Raw genomic sequence first — 23,751 nt, forward strand, 5'->3', positions numbered from 1 at the left:
GTTGTTGCCTAGATCACCAGCGCGGCGCCCGGTGTCCGCAAGTCGATGATGCGCACGTCGAGGGTGCCGGTCTGGATGCCCAGCAACTGCAGCAACGGGTCGATCAGCTGGCTGCCCAGGCTGGCGAGCACCGAGGCCAGCGCCTGGGTCAGCAGGCTGGTCAGGTCGGCCAGCGAATTGACGAGGCCGCCGACCACGCCGTCGAGCAGTTTCCCCAGTGGGCAGAGCAGCCAGCCGACCAGGGGCGCCTTGCACAGCAGGCCCTGGGTGTTGAGCTCGACGGAGAGGTGCAGGTTCTGCGACAGGCTGGCGATGCCCGCCGCCAGCGAGGCGCCCAGGGGGCTTTGCACGCGCTGCACGGCGCTGGGCAGATCGGCCGGCGAGGCGATGTCGAAGGTCAGCGCTTGCTCGCCGGGGGCTGCGAGCGCCACCGTGCCCTTGCTGGTATTGACCGACACCTTGGCCAGGTAGGCCTGGCCGTTGCCCAGCAGCTTCACGCTCAGGTCGTTGAGCGCCACTGCCGCCACGCCGGGCTGCGCCTTGACCGCTACCCGCGAGGCGTTCCGGGCGCCACCGCAGGTGATGCTGTCCAGGGCCGCGTACCCCTGGGCCACGGTCGCGCCCAGGTCGACGTGGGCGTTGACCAGCCCCAGCTTGAGCAGGTCCACGTCCGCCACGACGTTCAGGGCCACCTGCACCGAGTTGGCCTGGGTCCGCCATTGCCCGTTGGCATTCTTGCCCGGATAGCCGATGGCGATGGTCGGCGGGCTGATCACCGTGAGCTTCACCGTCAGGCTGGTCACCCCCGGCACGTTCAGCGTCAGGCCGGGAATCGCCAGCGCATGTTCCTTGTTGGCCACCAGCGCCGTGGCCATCAGCAGGTCCAGCAGGTTGACGTCGGCGCCCAGGGCCGCGTCGCGCGCACTGTCCGGGGCGATGACACTGATGATCTGCGCCAGGCTGAGGTTCGCCGAGGGCACCTTGATGCTGGCGAGCGCGCTGCGCAGCAGGGCCAGGTTGACGCCGGCGACCTGCGAGGCGTCGGCGGCGTCGATGGCGGCCTGGAGCAGCTGCGCCACGCTGACGTCGGCGTCCAGCAGGCTGTCGACCGAGCCGAGGTTGAGGTCGACGCCGGCAGCCTGCAGTTGCTCGCCCAGGGCTAGCAGGTTGACGTTGGCCCCGGCGATGCCCTGGTAGGTCACCACGTCGAGGTTCAGGGTGGTGCCCAGCAGGCCGCCGAGCAGGGCATTGAGCAAGGGCGAGCTGGTGCTGTCCAGGCGCAGCAGGCCGCTGCCCGCCGACAGCCCCGCCAGCGCCTGGCGCCTGGCCACCGCCTGGGCCTGCAGGGTGACCTGGGTCGGCGTCCCGGCGCCGAACACCGCGGCGACGTTGAGCAGCAGGCTCGAGGGCACAGTGCGGCTGGCGACGACGCGCACCGAGTCGTTCCAGCTGGTGTTGGCAGCGCGGAAGACACGCTGCCGGCCGCTGGCGTCGAAGTCCACGTCGCCGAGGCTCGCGACCAGCCGGCCGTCGTCGGGCAAGCCGTTGCGCCGCGCGCTGGCCAGGGCCAGCGCCTGCACGTCGACGCTGCCCGGGGCGGCGCACATGCCGCTCTGGGTGGCGCTCTCCAGCGCCGCCATGTCGGCCACCCGCTGCAGCTTGCGCTGCTCCAGGTACAGGCGCCCGGTGTCTACCACCAGGGCCATGCAGATCAGCACCAACAGCAGGGTCAATGCCGCCAGCACACCGATCGCGCCGCGCTGCCGCTTGCCGAACATGGACATCTCCTTGACGTCGGGTATCACTTGCTGCCGGTGCTGAAGCCCCGGCTCTCGTCCAGCAGGTACTCGGGGATCGGGTGGCTGTAGCTGTCCAGGTAGCGCCGGTAGGCGCGGTCGCGCTCGGCCGGGGTGGCGGCCTGGTGGTTGGCCGAGGCCTGCCGGCCGCTACGCTGCAGTTGCAGCCACTGCTCGACTTCCCACTGGTCGCGGGTGCTGCCGGCCGGTTGCGAGCGCACCGATTCAGTGGCGCCGAGGGACAGGGGGGCGGCCAGCAGAAGGCCCGTGAGGATGATCCGTTTCATAGCTACTCTCCGCTTCCATCGCGGGCCCTGGCCGTCTTGTGGCCGGGCACCCGCCGTCGATTACCTTGTCTGCTGTTCCACCAGCGGCCTGGGCAGGGGCTGCGCCTGCACCTGGACCTGCGCCACGCTGGCACTGTCCGCCGCCTGCACCACCCGCGGCGGCGCGGCGCCGGCCCTGAGCGCGTCGGCGCGCTGGCGGGCCTGGCGTACCTGCTCGTCGGTCAGCCGCGCCTTCTCGGCCAGCGCCGTGGCCTGGGCGTTCCTGCCTTCCAGCAGCAGCAGGCTGAGCAGGTTGGAGGCCGGCAGCTTGTCGTCCCCGTCCAGTTCCAGGGCGGTGAGGAATTCGAAGCGCGCGCCCGCGCGGTCGCCCTTGCGCAGCAGCACCACACCCAGGTCGTTGCGGATCATCCGGTCGGTGGGCTGCAACCGCGCCGCCTCGCGCAGTTCGCGCTCGGCCTCGGCGATACGGCCCTCGCGCAGGGCGATCTGGCCCAGGCCGTGGTGCGCCTCGCCGGCCTTGCAGGTGCCGAGCAGGCCCTGGTATTCCGCCTTGGCCCGCGGGCTGCCGATGCGGCGCAGCGCGGTGGCCTTGCTTTCGCGCACCTCCAGCGAGTCGGCCGGGAGTGTCTCCAGGTGCGCCAGGGCGGCGTGCAGGCGGCCCTCGCGCAGCATGTCGCGGGCCATGTCCAGCTGCAGTTCCTGGGTCTGGCTCAACTGGCCGCCGCAGCGCTGGCCGATGCCCGCCAGGCCGTCGGCGAGGTTGTCCGGCAGGTTGGCGCAACCGCCCAGTGCCAGGCCCAGCAGGCCCAGCAAGCACAACGTCTTCATCACATTCCCCCCAGTGCCTTGGTGATGGCCATGAACCCCGGCCCGGCCAGGATGATCAGCAGCGCCGGGAACAGCAGGGCGATCATCACCAGGCTCATCTTCGCCGACAGCTTGCTGATCTTTTCCTGCAGCGAGGTCAGCCGGCGGTCCTCGAACAGTGCCTTCAGCGCCGCCAGCGAGGCGCGCGCGCTGCCGCCCTGGCGCAGCATCTGGCGCAGCACGCCGCAGCAGTCGCTCAGCTCGGCCACCTGCAGGCGCCTGCCCAGCTGTTCCAGCTCGTCGGCCAGGTCCAGGCCGCTGTCGGCGTGGGCCAGCACCAGGTCCAGTTCCCCGGCCAGCACCGGCACGATGTGGCGGCCCTCCAGGCGGACCACCCGCAGCGCCTGCTCCACCGTCAGGCCGGTGTCGAAGAGGATGCGGATCAGCTGGATGAACACGATGACTTCGTCGGCCAGGCGCCGGCAGCGCTTGTCCGCCAGGTGCGCCAGCACGCGCTTGGGCAGCAGGAAGCCGATGCCGGCGGCGAACGCCAGCGGCAGCAGCAGGTCGTCCAGGGCGGCGCCCCTGAGCAGGCCGACCAGCCCCGCCAGGGCGCAGGCCAGCAGCGGCGAGGCCAGCTGCGCGGCCTGGTAGAGGCTGCGCGGCAGGTTGCCGTTGCAGCCGGCGCGGGCCAGCAGGTCGTGGACCTCCTGGTCGCGCAGGTGCAGGCGCCGCCCCAGCGCACCGTCGCCGAACCGTTCGATGGCCCGGGCGCCCCAGCGCGCCGTGTCCTCGCCGCCTTGCGCGGCGGCGCCCAGGCGCTGCTCGATCAGGTGCTGCTCGCGGTTGGCCGCGCGGCTCTGCGACACCAGCAGGGCCAGCGCCGCGCCGAACAGCAGCAGGGCCAGGAGTACGTACCAGGTCGTGTCCATGTCCGTCCTCCTACACGCTCTTGAGCATGCGCCAGAGCGCAACGCAGCCGACCGCCTGCAGACCCAGCGAGGCCAGCAGCAGCGTGCGGCCGAAGCCGTCCGTCCACATGGCCATCAGGTAGCCGGGGTTGCTGGCCAGGATGTACATCCCCAGGCCCAGCGGCAGCACCGCCAGCACCAGGGCGCTGAAGCGCGTCTCGCCGGTCATGGCGCGCAGTTGGCGGCCGATCTTCTCGCGTTCGTGGATGACCTTGATGATGTTGTCCAGCAGCTCCGTGGTGTTGCCGCCGTAGCGGTAGTTCACTGCCACGCCCAGGGCCAGGATGTGCAGCTCTTCCACCTCGTAGAGCTCGGCGATGTCCTGCAGCGCCTCGGGCAGGCTGATGCCCAGCTGCACGTGGCTGCTGGCCCGGGCGAAGACCGCCCGCAGCGGGTCGTCGGCTGCCGCCACCGCCTGCTCCAGGGCGTCGCCCAGGGTGCGCCCGGCCTGCAGGCTGCGCACCACCTGGTCGAGGAAGGCCGGCATCTGCCGGATCATGCGTTGCAGGCGGCGGCGATACAGCAAACCGAGCAGGCCGTTGAACAGCGCCAGCACCAGCAGCACCGCCAGCAGCACGCCGAACACGTTGAGCAGACGCCCGAGCGGCACGGCCAGCACCAGCATCACCAGCGCCGCCCCGGCCAGCCAGGGGCGCATGTGCACGATGCCGGCGCGGCGCATGCGCCGTACCAGCCAGTGCTGGGTGCCCGGCCGCGCCGAGCTGATGTCGTCCGGAGCCTGGCCGGGTACCAGGCGGCGCACCACCTGCTCGTTGTTGCGCGCGCGCAGGCCCAGCCCCAGCAGCAACAGCGCCAGGCCCACCAGCAGCAGGCTGGCGACCGCCAGCAGCCACACGCCGCCGCTCATGCCGGCACCTGGCGGAGTTTCGCCCCGGACGGCACGCCGGTGCGCACGAACCTGCCGCTGGCGCGCCTGTCCAGGCTGAACAGCGAGTTGGTCACGTAGATGCCGTCGCGCACCTCCAGCACCTCCAGCACTTCGCTGATGCAGCGCCGGCCGTTGGCCTGGCGGGTGATCTGCACCACGATGTCCAGCGCCGCGCAGATCATCTGCCGCAGCGTCTGCTCGGGCAGCTTGTGCCCGGCCAGGCCCACCAGCATTTCCATGCGCAGCAGCGAATCCATCGCCGAGTTGGCGTGCACCGTGCTCATCGAGCCGTCGTGGCCGGTGTTCATCGCCTGCAGCACGTCCAGCACTTCCACCCCGCGGATCTCGCCGAGGATGATGCGGTCCGGGCGCATGCGCAGGGCGTTGCGGATCAGGTCGCGGGCGGTCACCTCGCCATAGCCCTCGGCGTTCGGCGGCCGCGTTTCCAGGCGCACCACGTGGTCGTGGCCCAGTTGCAGCTCGGCGGTGTCCTCGATGGTGACGATGCGCTCGCGCGCGTCGATGAAGCCGCTCAGCACGTTGAGCAGCGTGGTCTTGCCGGTGCCGGTGCCGCCGCTGATGAGGATGTTGCAGCGGTTCTCCACGGCCTGGCGCAGGAACGCCAGCAGCGCTTCGTCGACGCTCTGGTAGGCCAGCAGGTCCGCGCTCTGCAGCAGTTCCTTGCTGAACTTGCGGATGGAGAGGCAGGGGCCGTCGAGGGCCACCGGCGGGATGATGGCGTTGACCCGGCTGCCGTCGGGCAGGCGCGCGTCGACCATCGGGCTGGACTCGTCCAGGCGCCGGCCCAGCGGCGCCAGGATGCGCTGGATGACGCGCTGCACGTGGTGCGCGTCGATGAAGCGCAGGTCGCTCTGGTACAGGCGGCCGCGCTGCTCGACGAAGACGCGGTCGGGGCCGTTGACCAGGATCTCGCTGATGTCCGGGTCGCGCAGCAGCACTTCCAGCGGGCCGAAGCCGGTCAGCTCGTCCACCACCTCCTCGGCCAGGCGGTCCAGCTCGTAGCGGGAGATCGCCAGCTGGCGCCGCGCGGCGTACTCGCCGACCTTCTCGGAGACGTACTGGGCCACCGCCGCGCGCGCGCCTTCCAGCAGGTTCACGCCGTCTTCGTCGATCTCGTCGATGATGTAGCGGTGCAGGCGCATCTTCAGGCGCTGCATCTCCTGCTCGTGGCTACCGAGGCTGCTGGCGTAGTTCATGGGCGCGCGCCCCGGAAGCGGCCGAACCAGGGGAAGCGCCGCCGCGGCTGGCCGTCCAGCGCGCCGAGCGGCTCGGCCAGCGCGCGCAGCTTGATGGCCAGCGGGTCGCGCGGGGCCACCTCGAACAGGCTGCGGCCGAGGTTCTTCGCCCGCAGGCGCGCCTCCGCCGAGGCCGGCAGCACGCCGAAGAGCTCCAGGCCGAACATGCGGCACAGCGCCTGCTGGTCCGGCGGCACCGCCGGCAGGTAGCGCTCCACCAGCAGTTCGACGGGGGGCAGCGCCTGGCTGTTCTCGCGCAGGCGACGCAGGCTTTCCAGGCCCTTGCGGCACGCCGGCACGCTCTGGTCCACCAGCCACAGCACGCGGCTGGCCTGCTGCAGCAATTGCCGGGCGAGCTCGCCTTCGGGCATGGCGGTGAAGTTGATCAGCACGTGGCTGAAGGCCGTGCGCAGGTTGCCCAGCAGCAGGTACAGCTCGGCGGTGGTCATGCGCTCCAGCACCCCGGGCTCGTCGGTCAGGCTGAGCAGGCGCAGGCCGGACTCGTGGCGGCTGAAGGCGCTGTCGATCAGCGTCTGGTCGAGGCGGCGCAGGTTGCGCATGGCATCGGCGAAGGTGAAGGGCGCGTCCATGCCGAGGATGGCCAGGGCCTCGCCGGCCGGCTGGCCGATGTCCACCAGCAGCACCCGGTTGCCCGCCTGGGCCTGCAGGGCCAGCGCCAGGTGCAGGGCGACGAAGGCGCCGTCGGCGTCCGGCCGGGCGCAGGCCAGGGCGACCAGCTCGCCCTGGTGCACGGCGCTCACCGGCACGCTGGGCAGGCGCCCGCCCAGGCGCCGGACCAACCCGCCCAGCTCGCTGGCACGGGCGCCATAGGTGATGAAGTCGCGGGCGCCGGCGCGCATGGCCGCCAGCACCAGCTGGTTGTCCAGGCCGTCGCCCACGGCCACCACCGAGAGCAGCGGCCGCGCCGACACCAGGCCCTCGATCAGGGCCCCGTGCACCATCAGGTTGGCCTTGCCCAGGCTGATGAAGAGCACGCTGGCGCCGGTCACGTCGAGCAGCGCCAGCAGTTCCTCGAGGGTGCCGCTGGTGGCGCAGACCACCTGGCCGGTGCTGGCCAGGCTGCTCTGCAGCCACTCCAGCTCGCCCGCATGCTGGGTCAGCGCGACGAAGGTCTGCCCGGCGTTGCGGCCCGACGTGGCGGGCACGCGGCTGCCGCTGCGCCCCAACAGGTCGCCGGCCATCACTCGGACATCCCGTTGGCGGAAGCGCGGCCGTCGAACTGGCCGTTCTCCAGGAAGTAGAACTCGCCGAAGCCGGGGTCGTACTTGCGCAGGCCCTCGCCGGGCAGCTTGGGCAGACTGGCGTTGGCCGCCAGCGGCTGGACCAGGTGCGGGGTGACCACCATCAGCAGTTCGCGGTCGTCCTTGTCCAGCTGCGAGGAGCGGAAGAACGCGCCCAGCACCGGCAGGTTGCCCAGGCCGGGGAACTTGTCGACGTTGCTCACCGTGTTGCTGCTGATCAGGCCGCTGATCACGAAGCTCTCGCCATCGGCGAGGTTCACGCTGGTGTCGGTGCGCCGCACGTTGAGCGCCGGCACCGCGATGCCGTCGGTCTTGATCCCGGCGGAGAAGTCCAGCTCGCTGACCTCCGGCGCCACCTTCAGGGCGATGCGCCCGCTGGACATCACCGTCGGCGTCAGGGTCAGGCGTACGCCGTATTCCTTGTACTCGATGGTGATGTTGTCGTTGTTGCCGTTGGGCACCGGGATGGGGAACTCGCCACCGGCCAGGAAGGACGCGCTCTGCCCGCTGGTGGCCACCAGGCTCGGGCGCGCCAGGGTATAGGCGAAGCCGCTGCCCTCGAGCATGTTGAGGAAGCCCAGGACCTTGCTGCTGCCACCGCCCCAGATGACGTTGAAGCCGCTGTCGCCGGTGCCGAAGTTGCCGCTCACGCCGCCATCGGAACCGACGCTGATGCCGCTCAGGCTGCCCGGCGCGCCGAGCACGAACAGGTTGGAACCGCGCCGCACCAGGGACGAGCTGGCCTGCTTGAGCTTGCTGCGGCTGACCTCGACGAAGCGGATGTCGGTCTGCACCTGGCTGGGCAGGGTCGTGGCGGCAGCGTCGCTGGCGGCGCCCACGTCACGCACCGAGCGCCCGGCCACCTGCACCTGGGCCCGCAGCGGGTCGCCCGGGCAGCCGGTCCAGACCAGCAGGCTGGTCTCCCCCTGGGCCTTGCCGGTGACCAGGAAATTGCGCTTGTCCAGCAACTGCACGTCGGCGATCTGCGGATCGCCAATGGCCAGGCGCTTGATCGGCAGCGGCAACTGCTGGTCCTGCTGGGCACCCTGCTGCACCGCCAGTACCAGTTTCTGCGGCAGCAGAGCCAGCCCTTCGCAGGCCTTGGGCGCGGCTTGCGCCGAAGCCAGCAGCGCCCATGCCATGGCGCCCGCGAGGCAGACGCCTACCCGACCAGCCGGACGCCGGTCTCCCATCTTGCAAGCCATCCTACTACTCCCTTTCCCTGCTCCAGGGGCTGATTCAAGGCGCCTCGTGCGCAACCGTGCCGCCGCGGTAGACCGCCACGCCCGCCGCGGCCCGTGGCCGGGCCTGGCTGCGCGGGGCGGCCGGGGCCGCCGGCGGACGGCGGCCGAGCAGCTGGTCCAGCGTCACGGCCTCGGTGTTCGCGGGGTTGAGGACGGTATGCAGGTAGCTGCCCTGCTGCTCTTTCTCGTAGAGCTTCTCGTCCTTGCTGCGTACCGCCAGGCGCAGCGAACCGGCCTGGCTGGCCAGCATGAGGCGCGCGGTGGCGTTCGCCGGCACCGCCAGCACCGCGGTGCGCGCCACCTTGCGTTCCTTGTCCTTGCCGTCGTCGGCATGGCGGGCCTGGCCGTCGCCGGCCACGGCGATCTGCTCGCCATAGGTGAGTACGCGCACGCCCGGCAGCACCAGCTGGGCGCGGATGTCGCGCTGGATGCCCTGCTGGTCGGCGACGTAGAGCACCACGTCGACGTAGTCGCCCGGCAGCACGAAACCGCCGCCGCCGACCACGTCGTCCACGGCGATGGCCATGGCCCGCTCGTCCGGGCGGATGGTCCGCGCCAGCGGCCCGCCGGGCTCCAGCACCGCGCCGGAAAGGATGCTGCCGGCCGACACCGGTACCCAGACGCGCTGGCCGAGCAAGGCTTCGGCCTTGGTGTAGCTGCCCACCGGCGCGGTCTGCAGGTATTCCAGGCGCAGGTCGTCCTTGCCCAGCACGGCCAGCGCCGGCAGGTCGCGGGTGACCACCACCACGGGGGTTCTCTGCAACTTGTCGGTATCGGTGGGAACCACGGCGGGTACGGGCTCGCTGGCCACCGCCGGCGCCTCGGGCCGGCCGATGGACAACCCCAGGTAACCGACCACCACCGCCCCCAGCAACAGAAGCCCGGCAAACGCCATCAACAATTTACTTTTCATGATAATGATTTCGTTGCAGCCAACGGAAAGCACATTCAGGAAGCAAGTAACGAAAGTCGCGGGGGCACTTGAAAAACAAGTAACCGATAGCAGACTCAGCGTCCTTGCGAGGAGGCGGCAAGTTACCTTGGCGGCATGTGGAATAAAACAACCAGAAGCTACTAGGACTTTGCTACTGGTTGTCAAAAAGTGCGGAGAATCGAAGAATTGAAAAATATACCCGCAATGGAGGCACCATGAACTTCAAGTTGAAAATCCAGAAACTCATTTCTTCCACCAAGGCATTCGCCAAGGACAAGGAAGGGGCCACCGCCATCGAATACGCAGTCCTCGCCGGCCTGATCTCCGTGGCCATCATCGCCACCCTGAAAATCCTCGGCCCCAAGCTGGTTGCGACCTTCCAGAGCATCTCCGACGCGCTCTGAGCCTCTCGCCGCGGCAACCGCCTCGCCCCACGGCTTCGGCAAGACCGGCAAGGGTTCTGGCCTGTGAAAGTGGGGCAACCCGATGAATATCCGCGCGTGCGGCTGGGCAACCAAAAGCGATCAGCCTTGCCCAGCTTGAATGAAAAAGGAAACAGTCCAACCCAACTTGCCCAGAACTCCGGAATAGCGATGCTAACCCGATCGGAACTTCCCCTGATATTGCTCGTTGACGACGACCCCGACGCACTGGCCTCGACGGCAGAGTTGCTCGAAAGTCTCTTCAATATAAAAACCGCAGGCTCCGGCCATGAGGCCCTCGGCAAGTTGCAGGAAGTCCCCCTTCCGGATATCGTCATCGCCGACCTGGGCATGCCGGGCATGAACGGGCATCGCTTGTGCGAAGCGATCAAGTCCGACGCGCGGACGAAGGACATCACCATCATCTTCCTCACCGGCGAGGACACCACCGAGGCCGAGCTGGAAGGCTTCGAACTGGGTGCGGCCGACTTCATCCCCAAGCCGGTGGAGCCGCGCACCTTCCTCAGCCGGATACGCTCGCACATGCGCAGGAAGCTGGAGCGCGACAGGCTCCAGGACCTGAGCGAATACCTGGAACTGCGCTCGCGCAACCTCCCGCAATCCGGCTGAACGCAGCGCGGCATCCGGCCTGGGCCGGCGCCCGCGCAACAAGGTGTAGAGACAGTGGCGACAAGAAAAGCGGAGCTGCACGGGCACCAGATACTCATCCTCGACGACGAGCCCGACATCGTCGAAGAGGTGGTCGACCTGCTGGACTGCGCCGGCTACCGCTGCCTGGGCGCCGGCACGGCGGCACAGGCCCTGGCTCTGTTCCGGGACAACCCCGGCATCGACCTGCTGATCCTCGACTTCGACCTGCAGGACAGCCAGGGCCCCAGGGTGCTGGAGCAAATGCAGGCGCTGGCCGGCGGCGAAAGGCTCTTCGAGGCCATCACCATCAGCGGGCGGGCCGGCAAGGACGAAGTGATCGACGTGCTGCGCAGCGGCTTCGCCGACTTCCACACCAAGCCGCTGAACCCCGAGTTGCTGCTGGCCTCGCTGGAGAAGCTGGCCGGCAGGCTGGAGGAACGCGTCCGGAACCGCCAGCGGGTCATCCAGGCGGAGTCCAGGCTGGACGTGCTGACCGAGAGCCTGAAGTCCCTGGCCAGCGATGCGAAGAAGGCGATCAACTACGTGAACACTTCGTCCAGGGCGGCGAAGGGCGAGGCGCCGATGGACAGCGGCGGGGCGAAAGCGCCGGAAGACCCGCTGGCCAACCCGTTCTTCGCCAAGCTCTCGCTGCGCCAGCTCGACGTGGTGAAACTCATCGGCAAGGGCCTGAGCAACTACCAGATCGCCTGCAAGCTGGGCATCAGCGAGCACACGGTGAAGCTCTACGTCTCCCAGTCCCTGCGGCTCACCGGGCTCAGCAACAGGACCCAGCTGGCGCTCAAGTCGTCGCCGCGGCGCCGGGTGAATCAGGACCTGTAGGGGCCCGCAGGCCTCCCCGGGACTCGCCGCGGGCTACCTCAGCGAACCCCGGGCATCCATGCCCCCCGGCGCCACGGAAGAGGCGGCGAGCAGCATGGCCAGCTGCGTCCGGTTGCTCACGCGCAGCAGCTTGAATATCTGGGTGATGTAGAGCTTCACGGTGTTCTCGGAAATACCCAGTTCATGGGCCACCCGGTAGTTCGAATAGCCCTTGCAGATCAACTGCGCCACTTCCTGCTGGCGATGCGTCAGGTTGCAGAACAGCGGGCTGCTGATATCCATCTTCCTTGAACTGTCTTCTTCGTCCGCTGCCAGGCCGAATACGTCCTGGCCGCCGTGGACATCCATCTTTATCGCGCTGACATCCTGGAACAGCGAGTTCAGCGACTCCGCTATGTGTTCGAGGCGCCCGTTCAGGTGCAGTATCTTGCGTTGCCGCCTGATGCTCTGCAGCAGCTTGCTTTCGATGCGCTCCACGGACCCGATCAGTTCCTGTGGCGATACCGGCTTCATGAGGAAGTCGGAGGCCCCGGCGCGCATCGCCTCGACCACCTTTTCGCTTTCACCGAAACCGGTGAGGACGATGACTTCGAAAAGATAATCGTCCCCCACCGCGCGCCTGATTTCCCCGATGGCGTCCAGGCCCCATTCGCGGCCCAGGTTCAGGTCGCAGACCAGTATCCGCAACTTGGCGTTCTTCCTGAAAAGCGCGACCGCCTCGCCGATGGAACTGCAACCGACCGAGGCGAAACCGACGCTCTCCAGCACTTCTGAAAGTTCCGAGGCGACCTCGGGCTCGTCATCGATGACCAGCACCTCGAACGCCCGGAATTCTTTGTTTTTCATTTTCCCCCCCACTCAACCCCTTGGGCATGCAAGCTGCCGGGGCCTTGCCTTTCTCAAAAGTAAAACTCAAGACTTCACTGGTCGCTTTCCAGCAACCAGCCCATCGTTTTTCTATGGAGTCCAAGTCCCCTGTTTCTGCCAGTTCCCGCAAGTGCACCGCCAACGCCTGGCAGGAATCGGCGAGTGTTCGACTCCACTCGATGAGGTCGGTGACGGCACCGGCTTCCACCAGTGCCTGAAGTTGTTGCTGCTGCCCTGGCGTCAAGGATTTCAACTGTTCGGCAAGGACTTCCTGACGGCGGTCATGCTTTTCATCCACGGCGCCCAGGCCGCCGCGCAGGTGCAGCAGCTGGGCCAGCGTGGCGCCCAGGTCGGCCAGGCTGATGGGCTTCACCAGGCTGGCGTCGAACGGCAGCCCGCCGGCCTGGCCGAGGCTCTGCATGGTCTGCTGGGTGGCGGACATCAGTATCACCGGCAGGTCGGGCCAGCGTTCGCGCAGCGCCCGCAGAAGCTCGCCGCCATTGCAGCGCGGCATCAGGTAGTCGGTCAGGACCAGGTCCGGCCGCTGACCGCCCGGCGCCATCAGGCGCTCCCGGCAATCCCCCCGTCGACGGCCGCCTCGACGCGGAAGCGGCTGGCCACCAGCAGGTCCACCAGCATGTCGCGGATGTCGGCGTTGTCCTCGACGACCCAGACCAGGCGCCCCTCGCCGCGCACGGGCAGGGTCTTCATCGGCAGGTCGAACAGCTGCGGCTGCTGCATGTCCTGCTCGGTGCCGACGGCCAGGGTCAGCTCGAAGCTGGCGCGGGTCCCCTCGCCGGGCGCGCTCTGCACCCTCACCCGCCCGCCCATGAGCTGGACCCAGTGCTCGACGATGGCCAGGCCGAGCCCGGCGCCCTCGACGTCGCCGCCGGCGCCGCGGAAGAACGGCGTGAAGAGTTTCGGCAGGTCCTCGGCGGGAATGCCGCAGCCGGTATCGCTCACGCAGAAGCGCAGTTGCGCCAGGCCAGCCTGGGGCGCGCGCTCGGTGGCCTCCACCTGCAGGCCGATACGCCCGTCGTGGGTGAACTTGGCAGCGTTGTCCAGCAGGTTGATCAGCACCTGGCGCAGGCGCTTGGCATCCAGTTGCAGCACCGTGGGGATGTCGCCGGCCAGCGTCAGCCGGAACGCGTTGCGGTTGCGCCGGGCGAGGATGTGCGCGTCCATCGCCACCGCGTCGAGCAGGCCGTGGATGTAGACCGGCTGGACGTCCAGCTGGTCGCTGGAAACGCCGCGGGCATGGTCGATCAGATCATTGACCAGGGCCAGCATGTGGCTCGCGCTGCGCAGGATGACGCCGGCCTTGCGGGTGCCGCGCCCGCCCTCCTCCTGCAGCAGCTGGGCATAGCCGATGATGGAGGTCAGCGGCGAGCGCAGGTCGTGGCTGACCCGCCCGAGGAACTCGACCTTCGCCTGGTTGGCGTCCTTGGCCTTCACCAGCGCCGCCTGCAGCTCCGCGGTGCGCCGGGAGACCGCCTCCTCCAGCCGGGCGTTCTGCCGGCGCTCGCTCTGCAGGCTCTCCCGCTCCATCCATTGCTTGCGCATCTGCTGCTGCAGGCTGAACAGGCCGATGATGCCGACGATGACACTCAGCCGGAGCATGAGCGCATCGATGCTGAACAGCCCGCTGTAGCCGCGGTTGAGGACGTAGGAAAGGGTGAACCAGAAGCTTTCCGCCCAGCTCAGCAGGAACAGCGCCACCAGGACCTGCCGGCAGAAGTCGCCGCGCAGCCGCAGGGATAGCAGCGACAGCGGCCAGCACGCCAGGATGCAGAGGCTCAGCGCCAGGTTCAGCGTGCGCGCCTGGTTGTTCCCGAGCCCGGGCAGCGCGACGAGCAGCGCCAGGCAGGCGAAGATGCCGGCCAGGTACAGGCGCCGCCAGGTGCCCCGCCCGGCCAGGCCGAGCAGGCGCCGGGCGGCGGCCAGGAAGCCGACCAGGGAAACCAGCCAGAAGGCGATGCGCATGCCCGGGCCATGGGCGGACAGCCCGCTGAACAGGTGGAAGGCCAGGTAGCCTTCCTTTTCCGCCTCCATCGCGTAGGCGGCGCCCAGCCACAGGGCGAGCATGGCGAAGCTCCAGTCCAGGCGCAGCAACAGCAGCACGGCCAGAGTGAGCACGCAGCCGAGCAGCATCGACTGGGTCAGCTGCTCGAGGTTGTCCTGGGCCAGCACGGCGCCCATGTCCCACAGGCTCAGGGCCAGGCTCCGGCGGTTCTCGCTGTACACCCGCAGCAACAGCTCGCGGCTCTCCCCCGGGGCCAGCGCCACCGGCAGAAGGTTGCGCCGGCTATGCAGCGAGCGTTCGGCCAGGGGCACCGACAGGCCGACGTGCCAGTGCCCGACGACGCGTTCGCCGGCCGCGTCCAGGCGGTACAGGTCGACCTCGCCGACCCGCCAGGGCGCCACTTCCAGCCAGCGCTCCCAGGCGATGGCATCCGGGTTGGTCAGCCGCAGGCGCAGCCACAGCGTCGACTCCCGCCGCGGCGCGGCCAGGCTTCGCGCATCGGCCGGCTGCCAGCCCTGCAGCCGCCAGGCCTGCGCCGGCGTGAGCAGCTGGCCGGGCGCCTCCTCCAGCACCTGGGCGGCGCTGGTCAGGTCGATGTGGGGTTCCTGCAGGTCGCCACGGTTGAGCAGCAGCGACACGCCCACCACCACCAGCAGCGCCAGGCACCCCAGCAGGGCGGTGAAGGCGGCGCGGGGGTCAGGGCGCATCGCCGGGCTCCAGGTCCAGGCGCGACTGCCGGAACTGACTGGGCGAGAGGCCGTAGCGCTCGCGGAAGGCGGTGGAGAAGTTGGCGCCGCTGGTGAAGCCCACTTCCAGGGCGATGGCCTGGATCGGCAGGCCGGTGCCGCTGAGCAGCACGCAGGCCTCCTTCATGCGCTCCTCGCGCAGGTACTCGAACACCGTCACCCCCACGCACTGGCGGAAGGCCTCGTTCAGGCGCTTGCTGTTGGTGCCCACGGCGTCCGCCAGCTCCTGCAGCTCCGGGGTGTGCGACAGCGAACGCACCAGCAGCTGGCGGGCCGACTGGAACAGGATGCTGTCGAGGTTGCCGACGTGGTTGAGCGGCGTGGACTCGGCCTGCCTGTCCGTGCCCCAGCGGCGCAGGTGGATGGTCAGGCGCAGGCGCACCTCTTCCAGGTTGAAGGGCTTGGAGATGTAGTCGACGGCGCCGACGAGCAGGCCGCGGACGCGCTCCTCTGGGGTGCAGGCGCCGGTCAGGAAGACCACGGGAATGTTCCGCGTATGGGCGTTGGCCTGCATCATCCGGCAGCAGGTCAGGCCATCCCAGACGGGCATCAGCACATCCATCAGCACCAGGTCGGGGTTGACCAGCTGGACCTTCTTGAAGGCGTCCTGGCCGTTGCTCGCCAGGTAGATGCGGCAACCCCGCTGCTGCAGGTATTCGGCGAGCAGCCGGCGCTCGCTCTCGACGTCATCGACGACCAGGATGCGCTGCCCCTCCAGCACATCGGGAATAAAGCTCGGCATTCCGATGAGTTCCTACACGTCAGTCTCCGACCGACCGTTACTTTGCCATTACAGAGCGGGTTTTCCGTATTCGACGAAAATATTTTCCCCGCTGGCAAAGGGCCTCTACGCTCCGGCAGAAGCGCCACTTCCTGGCGCCGAGATAATGGCACTCGACGAAGACAGCCCTTGGCCCACAGGTGCCCCATGCTTAAGCGGATCCACACCGACCAGGTTCGCCTGGGAATGTTCATCCAGTCGCTGGAGGGCAACTGGCTTTCCCACCCCTTCTGGAAGACCCGCTTCATGCTGGAAAACCCCGGCGACCTTCGCGCCCTGCAGAACAGCGGCGTGCAGTGGCTATGGATCGACGATGCGCGCGGCCTGGGCGTCACCGGCACCGCCGATGCCCAAGCGCCGGCGCAGAGCCCCGCGGCGCCTGCCGCAGGCATCGCCGGCCTGGTCCTCGAGCCCGTCATCGAACCGCCGCCGCCCAGCTACCCGGACGAATTCCACGAGGCCGCGCGCATCCTCGAACGCTCCAGGAAGACCCTGATCGGCCTGTTCCACGAGGCCCGCATGGGCCGGGCGATCGACCTGGACCTGTGCCTGCCGCTGGTGGAGGACATCTGCGCCTCGCTGGCCCGCGACGCCTCGGCGCTGATCAGCCTGGCCCGGCTGAAGAACAAGGACGAATACACCTACATGCACTCGGTGACGGTGTGCGCGCTGATGGTGGCCCTGGCCCGGCAGCTCGGCCTGGACGTCGAGGCCCAGCGCGAGGCCGGCCTGGCCGGGATGCTCCACGACATCGGCAAGATGGCCATGCCGCCGGCGATCCTCAACAAGCCCGGCAAGCTCGACGAAGCCGAGCTCGCCATCATGCGTACCCACCCCGAGCGCGGCCACGAGATACTGCGCCAGCACACCCGCCTGTCGGCGCAGGTGCTGGACGTGTGCCTGCACCACCACGAGCGCTACGACGGCACCGGCTACCCGCACCGTCTGGCGGGTAACCAGATCAGCCTGCTGGCCCGCATGGCGGCGATCTGCGACGTCTACGACGCCATCACCTCGGACCGCCCCTACAAGTGCGCCTGGGAAGCCGCCGGCTCCCTGGCCCGCATGGCCAGCTGGGAGGGGCATTTCGACCCGCAGCTGTTCCAGGCGTTCGTCAAGGCCATCGGCATCTACCCCATCGGCAGCCTGGTGCGCCTGGAGTCCGGGCAGCTCGGCGTGGTGGTCCAGCAGAACCCGGAGAACCTGACGCGCCCGCAAGTGAAGGTGTTCTTCTGCACCCACCGGCGCCAGGCGATCGCCAAGGAGCTGCGCGACCTGGCCGACGTGCGCATCTACGACCGCATCGTGCAGCGCGAGGACCCGGCGCGCTGGGGCTTCCGCAACCTGGAGCGGCTCTGGCTGCCCGACGGCCTGGTGCTGCCCGGCACGCTCCCGGAGCGGGACAGGAACGGCGGGCGCCACTGAGCGACGGGTAGCGCACGGAGCGCCACCCGTCCGGGCTCAGACGTGGAAACGCCCGACCAGCGCCTGCAGCTGCCCGCCCAGGCGCGCCAGTTCCACGCTGGAGGCGGCGACCTGCTCGCTGGCGGCAGCGGTCTGTTCCGAGACGTCGCGCACGCTCGCCACGCTGCGGCTGATCTCCTCGGCCACGGCGCTCTGCTGTTCGGCGGCGGTGGCGATCTGCAGGTTCATCGCCTGGATGCTGGACACGGTGCGGGTGATGCTGCCCAGGGATTCGCCGGCCTGGCGGCTCAGGGCCACGCTGCTGGCGGTGAGTTCGCGGCTGCCGAGCATGGTGCTGGAGACCTGGCGGGTGCCGCTCTGCAGGGCGGCGACCAGGGCCTCGATCTCCTCGGTGGACTGCCGGGTGCGCCGGGCCAGGCCGCGCACCTCGTCGGCCACCACGGCGAAGCCGCGGCCCGCCTCGCCGGCGCGGGCGGCCTCGATGGCGGCGTTGAGGGCCAGCAGGTTGGTCTGCTCGGCCACCGACTTGATCACGTCCATGACCTTGCCGATCTTCTCGCTCTCCTGCTCCAGGCGCTGCATGGCGTCGGCGGAGCGCTCGACTTCCGCGGCCAGGCGCTCGATCCGCTCCACCGCCTGGTTCACCACGCGGTCGCCGTCGTGGGCCTCGCGGTCGGCGGCGGAGGCGGCCTGGGAGGCCTGCTCGGCATTGCGCGCCACTTCCTGCACGGTGGCGGACATCTCGTGCATGGCGGTGGCCACCTGGTCGGTCTCGACCTTCTGGCTGTTGGCCCCGGCGCTGGTCTGCCCGGTGACCGCCGAGAGTTCCTCGGCAGCGCTGGCGATCTGCGTCACGCCATCGCGGATGCCGCCGATCAGGTCGCGCAGGTTCCAGCTCATGCGTTGCATGCTCTGCTGCAGGCTGCCCAGTTCGTCGCGACGGCTGACCTGGATGTTCTGCGACAGGTCGCCCGAGGCGATGCGCTCGACCACCTGCATGGTCTCGTGCAGCGGCCGGGTGATGCGGCGGGTGATGAACCAGGCGGCCAGGGCGCTGGCCAGTATCGCCAGCAGGGCCACGCTGGCCTGGGCCATGCGGCTGAAGGCCGCCACCTCGTCGCGCAGTTCGATCTGCTGGCGGGTCAGCGTCTGGGTGATCTCGCGGGTCTGCTCGGCGACCTTGATCAGTACCTGGCGGGCCTGTTCCACCGTGGCGGTGGCAGCCCGGTAAGCCTCGATGCACTTGGCGTAACTCTGCTGGTCCGCCGCCACCGCCAGCAGCTCGGCAGGGGGCTGTGCGCCGAAGACCTTGGCCTGGCGCGGGAAGTTTTCCATGGCCAGGCGCATCTGTTCGTTCAGCAGCCGCTCGGACTCCGGCCCGGGGTGGGCCACGTAGCCCGCCGCGCGGTAGCGGACCAGCAGCAGGTCCTGCATCAGCTGCGTGCCGGCCTGGTAATAGGCGAAGCGGCGCTCGTCATGCTCGTCCAGGCCCGCCGCCAGCGCTTGCAGGGCGCTGAGCGCCTTGAAGGCCCGCTCGGCGCGCTCGGCCATCTCGTCGCGAACGGCGCTGGCCGCATGGTTGGCGGCCTGCAGCTTGCCGAGGGCCTGGCGGTAGTCGCCGACCAGTTCGCTCTGCTTCTGTTCCAGGGCGAGCAGGTCCGCGCGGGTGGACAGCTTGCGCGCACGCATCGCCGCCTGCTGGCGCTCGAAGTCGTCCAGCGCCGCGCCCAGGCGCTGCTCGCTGTCCGCCTTGGCGCCGTCCAGCAAATAGTCCTGCAGCGACAGGCGCAGTTCCGCCAGCGATTCGTTGAGCGCGCCGTAGACCTCCTGGGCCCGGCTGCGCTGCAGCAGGCTCTCGCGGCTGATCCAGTCGCCCACCGCGAGCAGCGCGGTAAGGCACAGGACCAGGCCGAAGCCCAGCCCCAGCTTGTAGGTGACACCGAGGTTGTCAAACCAGTTGCGCATGGCGCGAGTCGCTCCCGTTCCGGGCCCCCGGCACCCGGCGTGCGCGGAACGGGCCAGTTGATCCAGCTGTGCGAAAGGCCCCGCCGGCGATTGCCGGCGGGGCCCGTTGCGGTGGCTAGAAGTTGTTGGCGAGGTCGATGCCGGACTTGCCCGGCGAGAGGATGTTGTTCGGGTCCAGGGCGCGCTTGATGGCGTGTTCCACCTTGCGCTTGACCGGGCCGTAGATCTGCGCCACCCGCTCCTGGAAGGCGGTGTTCACGCGGTACACCGCGTAGCCCTCCTTGGCGAACTCGTCCAGCAGCTCGGCGAAACAGTCGTGGGCGCGCTGGGTCTCCTCCGGGTCGGTGCGGTCGTAGAGCACGTCGATCACGTGGTGCATGTCGCGCCAGCCGACGATGAACTCGCCGGTGTAGTCCAGGCCGTGCTTGTTGAGGATCCTCTTGGCCAGCACCTTCTGTTTGTCGCATTCGCTGCCGCGCGCCTGGCTGACCGGGGCGAACCACATGGAGCCACCGCCGCCACGCCAGTTGTACAGGCCGAACTCCTGCAGGTTGGGCACGCCGCTCATGAGCTCGGCGCGGTACTTGAACGGCTGGGTGTCGCCAGCCTGCTCCTGGGTGACGATGCGGCCCTTGCCGGACTTCTTCACGGTCTCGGTGACGATCTTCCAGTTCACCTCCACCTGCTCGGCGGTGCCGTACAGCGCCGCGTAGACGTTCCACTGGCCCAGGCCCTTGTCCTTGACGATCTTCTGGATCACCGAGTCCGGCGTCGCCCCCTTCTCCTTGATGTAGTCGGCGCGGCGCACGCTGATGCCGGCGGCCTCCCACAGCGCGTTGGCGATCACCACCGCGTTGGGGATGATCTGGGCGATGCGCAGCGGACGGATCATTTCCACGATGTCGGCGATGTCCGCCTCGTCGTCGTAGACGATGCAGAAGGGCTTGAACACCGGCGGCTTGGGCATCAGCCAGAAGCCCATCTTGGTGCAGATGCCGTAGTTGGCCTGGGTGAACATGCCATCCAGGGTCGGGCCATAGCCCCACTTGAACACCTGCCAGGCCTTGTCGCCCGGCACCCCGCCCATGCCAGTGCGGTAGACGTCGCCGTTGGCCAGCACCACTTCCATGCCGCACTGCATGAGGAAGTGCTCGCCGTAGGGGGTGTAGCCCACGCCGCGGTCCATGGTGTTGCCCACTGGGCCGGCGATGGCCGAGGGCGCGGAGAAGGACAGCATCAGCGGCAGGTTGTGCTCCTGCAGGTAGTCGTAGAGCTGGCCGTAGGTGACGCCGGGCTCGACCAGGGCGGTGCACAGCTCGGGGTCGATGTGGAGGATCTTGTTCATCTTCTTCAGGTCGAGGATGACCTGGCCGCGTTGCGCCGGCGCCGCCGAGCCGTAGCCAAAGTTGCGGCCGGTGGAGATGGTCCACAGCGGGATCTTGAACTCGTTGCAGATCTTCACCACGCCCTGCACCTGCTCGAGGCTGGTGGCGGTGACGGCGGCGGAGGGCGCGTGCTCGGCGTTGTCCACCGGCATCATGATCTTGCCATAGGGGATCAGCTGGTCGTCCTTGGCCAGGACGTTCTCCTCGCCCAGCAGCTTGCGGAACTTGGCCAGCGCCTGCTGGAAGTGGTTCGCATCGACTCCGCGCGGGAGCACGGCCTTGTTGGTTGCGTCAGTCATGGGATGTGCTCCTTCAAGCCTGGATCGAGAACGAAACGAAATGCCCGGCCAGCGGGCTCGGGTGGCCGGCGACCAGCGGCGCGGGCGCCGGCTCGCGCTCGCCCAGAGCGGCCAGGCCGTAGCCCAGGGTGGCGGCCCATTGCTCGGCGCTGCCGGCGCTGCGGCCGGCGGCGCCCAGCCGCAGGGGCTGGCGGCTGCCCAGCGGGCATTGCTCGCGCAGGTCGAAGCCGGCGCCGCAGGCATCCAGCTGCAGGCCCAGTTGCAGGGCGTGGCCGTGGGCGGCGTCCGCGGTGATCAGCCGGTGCCGCGAGGCGCGCGCATCGGCGCTGTGCTCACCGAGCCACTGCACGCGGGCGCCGGCGCTGCGCGCCAGGTCGACCACCAGCGCGGCGCTGGCATCGTCCAGCAGGCCGACGATGCGTTGCGGCCGTCCGGTCTCCAGGCGCCGCTGCAGTTCGCGGACGAAAGCCAGGCTGGCATCGCTGCGCAGCACCTGGGCATGGGCGCCGGCCGGGCTGGCGGCGATGCCCTGGAGGAAGGCCGAGCCGACCACGGCCGGGGCCACCAGCACCAGGGCCGGCTGCGTCGGGGCGGCGCCGCCGATGTTGCGCGCCAGGGCCAGGCCGGGGCCGCCCAGGGTCATGCCCGCCAGGCCGCCCAGGGCCATGCCCTTGAGCAGGGAACGACGTTCGAGATTCATGGCGTGCTCCTCAGGGCTTGGCCGCCGGCGCGGGCGCCTGCGAGATGTAGTCGGCGACCTGCTGCAACGCCTTGTCGTCGATGAAGGAAGCCGGCCAGGCCGGCATCGCCCGCAGGCCGTTGCGCGCCACCGCGACTATGTAGGGCGACGGCAGTTGGCGCCCCTTCAGCTCCGGCCCGATGCCGGTCTCGTGGCAGCGGCCGCAGACTTTCTCGTAGACGTTCGCGCCGCCTTTCCACACGCCGTCGCCGTCGGCGAAGGCGCTACCGGCCAGCACGAGCAGGGGCACGCAAAGGCAAGCAGCGAAGGTCCGTTTCACAGCCGGGCTGTCGAAGGATAAGGACATTTCGTACTCCATCTTGTTATTGGATTGGTGGGACCAGCGGCCGCTCAGAAGGGATAGGGCCGTGGCGAGTGCTGCAGGGTGATCCAGTGGTCGGTGGTGAACTCCTCGATCGCCCAGTCGCCGTTGAAGCGGCCCAGGCCGGAGTTCTTCTCGCCGCCGAAGGGCGCGTTGGGTTCGTCGTTGACCGGCATGTCGTTGACGTGGGTCATGCCCGCGTGGATGCGCTGGGCGAACTGCACGCCGCGCTCCGGGCTCGACGTGAACACCGCGCTGGACAGGCCGTATTCGCTGGCGTTGGCCAGCTCCAGCGCATGCTCGGCGTCGCGCGCGGCCTGGATGCCCACCAGCGGGCCGAAGATCTCCTCGCGGGCGATCTCCATGCCGGCGTGGACGTCGCCGAACACGTGGGGCGGCATGACGTTGCCCTGGGGCTCGCCGCCGACCAGCAGCCGGGCGCCCTCGTCCAGGGCCTTGGCGACCTTCTCGCGCAGGCCCTGCAGCTGGCGGTCGTTGATCACCGGGCCGACCACGGTTTCCGGCTTGCGCGGGTCGCCGTAGGGCAGTGCCTGGACGCGCTCGACGAAGCGCCGGGTGAAGGCTTCCAGCGCCGGCTGCTCGACGATGATGCGGTTGATCGCCATGCAGATCTGCCCCTGGTGGAGGAACTTGCCCACCACCGCGGCGTTCACCGCCTGCTCGATGTCGGCATCGGCCAGGACCACGAAGGGGCTGTTGCCGCCCAGTTCCAGGGCCACGTGCTTGAGGTGCGCGCCGCCGCTGGCGATACGGCCGATGTTGCGCCCGACCTGGGTCGAGCCGGTGAAGGAGATGAAGGCCGGCACCGGGTGCTCGACGAAGGCGTCGCCGATCTCGCTGCCGGCGCCCACCACCACGCTGAGCACGCCGGCCGGCAGCCCGGCCTCCTCGAACACGCGCGCCAGCAGCAGGCCACCGGACACCGGGGTGTCGCTGGCCGGCTTGACCACCACGGCGTTGCCCAGGGCCAGGGCCGGGGCCAGCGAGCGCTGGGTGAGGTGCAGCGGGAAGTTCCACGGGCTGATCACCCCGATCACCCCGAGTGGCGTGCGGTACACGCGGCTTTCCTTGCCCGGCACGTTGGAGGCGACGATGCGCCCGTGCACGCGGTTCGGCAGACTGGCCGCCTCCAGGGTGATGGCGCGCGCCGCGCCCCATTCGATCTGCGCCTTGAGCAGGGTGCTGCCGGACTCGCGGACGAGCCAGTCGATGATCTCTTCGCGGCGCGCATCGAGGATGCGCACCGCCTCGAGCATCACCCGGGTGCGCTCGGCGGGTGCGCTGGCGGCCCACGCCTGCTGGGCCTCGGCGGCCTTGGCATAGGCGGCGTCGAGGTCGTTGCGGTCGGCCAGGGCCAGGCGCAGCAGGTTCTGCCGGGTGTAGGGGTCGACGACCTCCAGGTGCCGGCCGCTGCTCCCGGCGCGCCAGGCGCCGGCGATCGGCTGTAGCTCGAGGTTCTGGTAGGGCTGGGGTCTGGTGCTCATCGTTGCTGGTGCCTCTTGACTGGACGAGGGACGGCCGCCGCCGGCCTGGGCGAAGGCCACGGAAACAGGGAAAAGGGCTGGGCGAAGGTCAGTCGCCGGGGCGGGCGAAGCGGCGCCGGGCAAGGGCGGGATGGGCTAGTGCACGGGCATGGCGGAAAGCGCAGGGGATGTTCATGTCGAAATCACCGGTTTCTTGTTATGGAGGTTCTGGGTTGCTGGTGTTTCGGCATTAACAACTATCGTGCCACTACCGCGTTCTATAAAAATATCCTTTAAAAACAATATCTTGTGTTTTTAGCAGGACGATTCTGCGGCGTTTTCCGCAACCGCGGCGG

22 protein-coding genes are annotated in these 23,751 nt (G+C 69.1%); 4 read left to right on the plus strand and 18 right to left on the minus strand.

Features of this window, described 5'->3' with window-relative positions; genetic code table 11:
* Nucleotides 1–8 precede the first annotated feature (8 nt).
* The 9 genes from PKO50_RS24235 to cpaB all read right to left on the minus strand — a co-directional run bounded on the left by PKO50_RS24235 (nucleotide 9) and on the right by cpaB (nucleotide 9,425).
* On the minus strand, nucleotides 9–1,778 hold the full coding sequence (locus tag PKO50_RS24235; RefSeq protein ID WP_275627446.1) for a pilus assembly protein TadG-related protein: 1,770 nt from the start codon (nucleotides 1,776–1,778) through the stop codon (nucleotides 9–11).
* A gap of 23 nt (nucleotides 1,779–1,801) precedes the next feature.
* Nucleotides 1,802–2,083 carry a DUF3613 domain-containing protein gene (locus tag PKO50_RS24240; RefSeq protein WP_275627447.1) on the minus strand — a complete coding sequence of 94 codons (282 nt, stop codon included), beginning with the start codon at nucleotides 2,081–2,083 and terminating at the stop codon, nucleotides 1,802–1,804.
* A gap of 60 nt (nucleotides 2,084–2,143) precedes the next feature.
* Nucleotides 2,144–2,911, minus strand: coding sequence for a tetratricopeptide repeat protein (locus PKO50_RS24245; RefSeq protein ID WP_275627448.1), 768 nt, complete (start codon nucleotides 2,909–2,911; stop codon nucleotides 2,144–2,146).
* On the minus strand, nucleotides 2,911–3,822 hold the full coding sequence (locus PKO50_RS24250) for a type II secretion system F family protein (protein ID WP_275627449.1): 912 nt from the start codon (nucleotides 3,820–3,822) through the stop codon (nucleotides 2,911–2,913). Before PKO50_RS24250 ends, PKO50_RS24245 begins: the two co-directional genes overlap by 1 nt.
* Nucleotides 3,823–3,832: 10 nt before the next feature.
* Nucleotides 3,833–4,729, minus strand: coding sequence for a type II secretion system F family protein (locus PKO50_RS24255; RefSeq protein ID WP_275627450.1), 897 nt, complete (start codon nucleotides 4,727–4,729; stop codon nucleotides 3,833–3,835).
* On the minus strand, nucleotides 4,726–5,967 hold the full coding sequence (gene tadA, locus PKO50_RS24260) for a type 4b pilus Flp biogenesis ATPase TadA (protein WP_109936697.1): 1,242 nt from the start codon (nucleotides 5,965–5,967) through the stop codon (nucleotides 4,726–4,728). Before tadA ends, PKO50_RS24255 begins: the two co-directional genes overlap by 4 nt.
* Nucleotides 5,964–7,208, minus strand: a complete 1,245-nt coding sequence (gene tadZ, locus PKO50_RS24265) for a type 4b pilus Flp biogenesis protein TadZ (RefSeq protein ID WP_275627451.1) — start codon at nucleotides 7,206–7,208, stop codon at nucleotides 5,964–5,966. Before tadZ ends, tadA begins: the two co-directional genes overlap by 4 nt.
* Nucleotides 7,208–8,410 (minus strand): type II and III secretion system protein family protein, encoded by a 1,203-nt coding sequence (locus PKO50_RS24270; protein WP_109936698.1) that lies wholly within the window; start codon nucleotides 8,408–8,410, stop codon nucleotides 7,208–7,210. The genes tadZ and PKO50_RS24270 overlap by 1 nt, the downstream gene beginning before the upstream one ends.
* Nucleotides 8,411–8,507: 97 nt before the next feature.
* Nucleotides 8,508–9,425, minus strand: a complete 918-nt coding sequence (gene cpaB / locus PKO50_RS24275) for a Flp pilus assembly protein CpaB (RefSeq protein WP_109936699.1) — start codon at nucleotides 9,423–9,425, stop codon at nucleotides 8,508–8,510.
* A gap of 236 nt (nucleotides 9,426–9,661) precedes the next feature.
* On the opposite strand from cpaB, the gene PKO50_RS24280 reads away from it, so the two are divergent.
* From PKO50_RS24280 to PKO50_RS24290, 3 genes are all read left to right on the plus strand, one after another.
* Complete coding sequence (locus PKO50_RS24280; protein WP_275627452.1) at nucleotides 9,662–9,850, plus strand: Flp family type IVb pilin; 189 nt, start codon at nucleotides 9,662–9,664, stop codon at nucleotides 9,848–9,850.
* 63 nt (nucleotides 9,851–9,913) lie between these two features.
* Nucleotides 9,914–10,498, plus strand: a complete 585-nt coding sequence (locus PKO50_RS24285; RefSeq protein ID WP_275627453.1) for a response regulator — start codon at nucleotides 9,914–9,916, stop codon at nucleotides 10,496–10,498.
* 54 nt (nucleotides 10,499–10,552) lie between these two features.
* On the plus strand, nucleotides 10,553–11,359 hold the full coding sequence (locus tag PKO50_RS24290) for a response regulator (protein WP_275627454.1): 807 nt from the start codon (nucleotides 10,553–10,555) through the stop codon (nucleotides 11,357–11,359).
* 33 nt (nucleotides 11,360–11,392) lie between these two features.
* Here the strand turns inward: PKO50_RS24290 and PKO50_RS24295 are convergent, their stop codons facing one another.
* Genes PKO50_RS24295 through PKO50_RS24310 form a run of 4 tightly spaced genes read right to left on the minus strand, consistent with a single transcriptional unit; the run spans nucleotide 11,393 to nucleotide 15,737 of the window.
* Nucleotides 11,393–12,205, minus strand: coding sequence for a response regulator transcription factor (locus PKO50_RS24295; protein WP_109936703.1), 813 nt, complete (start codon nucleotides 12,203–12,205; stop codon nucleotides 11,393–11,395).
* On the minus strand, nucleotides 12,159–12,788 hold the full coding sequence (locus PKO50_RS24300; RefSeq protein ID WP_275627455.1) for a response regulator: 630 nt from the start codon (nucleotides 12,786–12,788) through the stop codon (nucleotides 12,159–12,161). The genes PKO50_RS24295 and PKO50_RS24300 overlap by 47 nt, the downstream gene beginning before the upstream one ends.
* Nucleotides 12,788–14,956, minus strand: coding sequence for an ATP-binding protein (locus PKO50_RS24305; RefSeq protein WP_275627456.1), 2,169 nt, complete (start codon nucleotides 14,954–14,956; stop codon nucleotides 12,788–12,790). The genes PKO50_RS24300 and PKO50_RS24305 overlap by 1 nt, the downstream gene beginning before the upstream one ends.
* Nucleotides 14,946–15,737, minus strand: coding sequence for a DNA-binding response regulator (locus PKO50_RS24310; protein WP_109934448.1), 792 nt, complete (start codon nucleotides 15,735–15,737; stop codon nucleotides 14,946–14,948). The genes PKO50_RS24305 and PKO50_RS24310 overlap by 11 nt, the downstream gene beginning before the upstream one ends.
* 186 nt (nucleotides 15,738–15,923) lie before the next feature.
* Between PKO50_RS24310 and PKO50_RS24315 the strand changes: the two genes are divergently transcribed.
* Nucleotides 15,924–17,201, plus strand: coding sequence for an HD-GYP domain-containing protein (locus PKO50_RS24315; protein WP_275627457.1), 1,278 nt, complete (start codon nucleotides 15,924–15,926; stop codon nucleotides 17,199–17,201).
* A gap of 36 nt (nucleotides 17,202–17,237) precedes the next feature.
* Here PKO50_RS24315 and PKO50_RS24320 read toward each other — a convergent pair whose 3' ends face one another.
* The 5 genes from PKO50_RS24320 to PKO50_RS24340 all read right to left on the minus strand — a co-directional run bounded on the left by PKO50_RS24320 (nucleotide 17,238) and on the right by PKO50_RS24340 (nucleotide 23,416).
* Nucleotides 17,238–19,166 (minus strand): methyl-accepting chemotaxis protein, encoded by a 1,929-nt coding sequence (locus PKO50_RS24320; protein ID WP_275627458.1) that lies wholly within the window; start codon nucleotides 19,164–19,166, stop codon nucleotides 17,238–17,240.
* 115 nt (nucleotides 19,167–19,281) lie between these two features.
* Nucleotides 19,282–20,850 (minus strand): FAD-binding oxidoreductase, encoded by a 1,569-nt coding sequence (locus PKO50_RS24325; RefSeq protein WP_275627459.1) that lies wholly within the window; start codon nucleotides 20,848–20,850, stop codon nucleotides 19,282–19,284.
* A gap of 13 nt (nucleotides 20,851–20,863) precedes the next feature.
* Nucleotides 20,864–21,550 (minus strand): hypothetical protein, encoded by a 687-nt coding sequence (locus PKO50_RS24330; protein ID WP_275627460.1) that lies wholly within the window; start codon nucleotides 21,548–21,550, stop codon nucleotides 20,864–20,866.
* A gap of 10 nt (nucleotides 21,551–21,560) precedes the next feature.
* The gene (locus PKO50_RS24335; protein WP_009618272.1) at nucleotides 21,561–21,896 is read right to left on the minus strand and encodes a cytochrome c; all 336 of its coding nucleotides are present in this window, start codon (nucleotides 21,894–21,896) and stop codon (nucleotides 21,561–21,563) included.
* A 44-nt stretch (nucleotides 21,897–21,940) separates the two neighbouring features.
* Nucleotides 21,941–23,416, minus strand: a complete 1,476-nt coding sequence (locus tag PKO50_RS24340; protein WP_275627461.1) for an aldehyde dehydrogenase family protein — start codon at nucleotides 23,414–23,416, stop codon at nucleotides 21,941–21,943.
* Between the last annotated feature and the right edge of the window lie 335 nt (nucleotides 23,417–23,751).

The sequence above is a fragment of the Pseudomonas sp. 273 genome (assembly GCF_029201425.1).
GTDB lineage: Bacteria > Pseudomonadota > Gammaproteobacteria > Pseudomonadales > Pseudomonadaceae > Pseudomonas > Pseudomonas delhiensis.

What these genes read in the sequence shown, in the direction of transcription:
- PKO50_RS24235 (WP_275627446.1), bottom strand. Translation starts at nt 1,778, where the DNA reads ATGTTCGGCAAGCGGCAGCGCGGCGCGATCGGTGTGCTGGCGGCATTG.
- PKO50_RS24240 (WP_275627447.1), bottom strand. Translation starts at nt 2,083, where the DNA reads ATGAAACGGATCATCCTCACGGGCCTTCTGCTGGCCGCCCCCCTGTCC.
- PKO50_RS24245 (WP_275627448.1), bottom strand. Translation starts at nt 2,911, where the DNA reads ATGAAGACGTTGTGCTTGCTGGGCCTGCTGGGCCTGGCACTGGGCGGT.
- PKO50_RS24250 (WP_275627449.1), bottom strand. Translation starts at nt 3,822, where the DNA reads ATGGACACGACCTGGTACGTACTCCTGGCCCTGCTGCTGTTCGGCGCG.
- PKO50_RS24255 (WP_275627450.1), bottom strand. Translation starts at nt 4,729, where the DNA reads ATGAGCGGCGGCGTGTGGCTGCTGGCGGTCGCCAGCCTGCTGCTGGTG.
- tadA (WP_109936697.1), bottom strand. Translation starts at nt 5,967, where the DNA reads ATGAACTACGCCAGCAGCCTCGGTAGCCACGAGCAGGAGATGCAGCGC.
- tadZ (WP_275627451.1), bottom strand. Translation starts at nt 7,208, where the DNA reads ATGGCCGGCGACCTGTTGGGGCGCAGCGGCAGCCGCGTGCCCGCCACG.
- PKO50_RS24270 (WP_109936698.1), bottom strand. Translation starts at nt 8,410, where the DNA reads ATGGCATGGGCGCTGCTGGCTTCGGCGCAAGCCGCGCCCAAGGCCTGC.
- cpaB (WP_109936699.1), bottom strand. Translation starts at nt 9,425, where the DNA reads ATGAAAAGTAAATTGTTGATGGCGTTTGCCGGGCTTCTGTTGCTGGGG.
- PKO50_RS24280 (WP_275627452.1), top strand. Translation starts at nt 9,662, where the DNA reads ATGAACTTCAAGTTGAAAATCCAGAAACTCATTTCTTCCACCAAGGCA.
- PKO50_RS24295 (WP_109936703.1), bottom strand. Translation starts at nt 12,205, where the DNA reads ATGAAAAACAAAGAATTCCGGGCGTTCGAGGTGCTGGTCATCGATGAC.
- PKO50_RS24300 (WP_275627455.1), bottom strand. Translation starts at nt 12,788, where the DNA reads ATGGCGCCGGGCGGTCAGCGGCCGGACCTGGTCCTGACCGACTACCTG.
- PKO50_RS24305 (WP_275627456.1), bottom strand. Translation starts at nt 14,956, where the DNA reads ATGCGCCCTGACCCCCGCGCCGCCTTCACCGCCCTGCTGGGGTGCCTG.
- PKO50_RS24310 (WP_109934448.1), bottom strand. Translation starts at nt 15,737, where the DNA reads ATGCCGAGCTTTATTCCCGATGTGCTGGAGGGGCAGCGCATCCTGGTC.
- PKO50_RS24315 (WP_275627457.1), top strand. Translation starts at nt 15,924, where the DNA reads ATGCTTAAGCGGATCCACACCGACCAGGTTCGCCTGGGAATGTTCATC.
- PKO50_RS24320 (WP_275627458.1), bottom strand. Translation starts at nt 19,166, where the DNA reads ATGCGCAACTGGTTTGACAACCTCGGTGTCACCTACAAGCTGGGGCTG.
- PKO50_RS24325 (WP_275627459.1), bottom strand. Translation starts at nt 20,850, where the DNA reads ATGACTGACGCAACCAACAAGGCCGTGCTCCCGCGCGGAGTCGATGCG.
- PKO50_RS24330 (WP_275627460.1), bottom strand. Translation starts at nt 21,550, where the DNA reads ATGAATCTCGAACGTCGTTCCCTGCTCAAGGGCATGGCCCTGGGCGGC.
- PKO50_RS24335 (WP_009618272.1), bottom strand. Translation starts at nt 21,896, where the DNA reads ATGTCCTTATCCTTCGACAGCCCGGCTGTGAAACGGACCTTCGCTGCT.
- PKO50_RS24340 (WP_275627461.1), bottom strand. Translation starts at nt 23,416, where the DNA reads ATGAGCACCAGACCCCAGCCCTACCAGAACCTCGAGCTACAGCCGATC.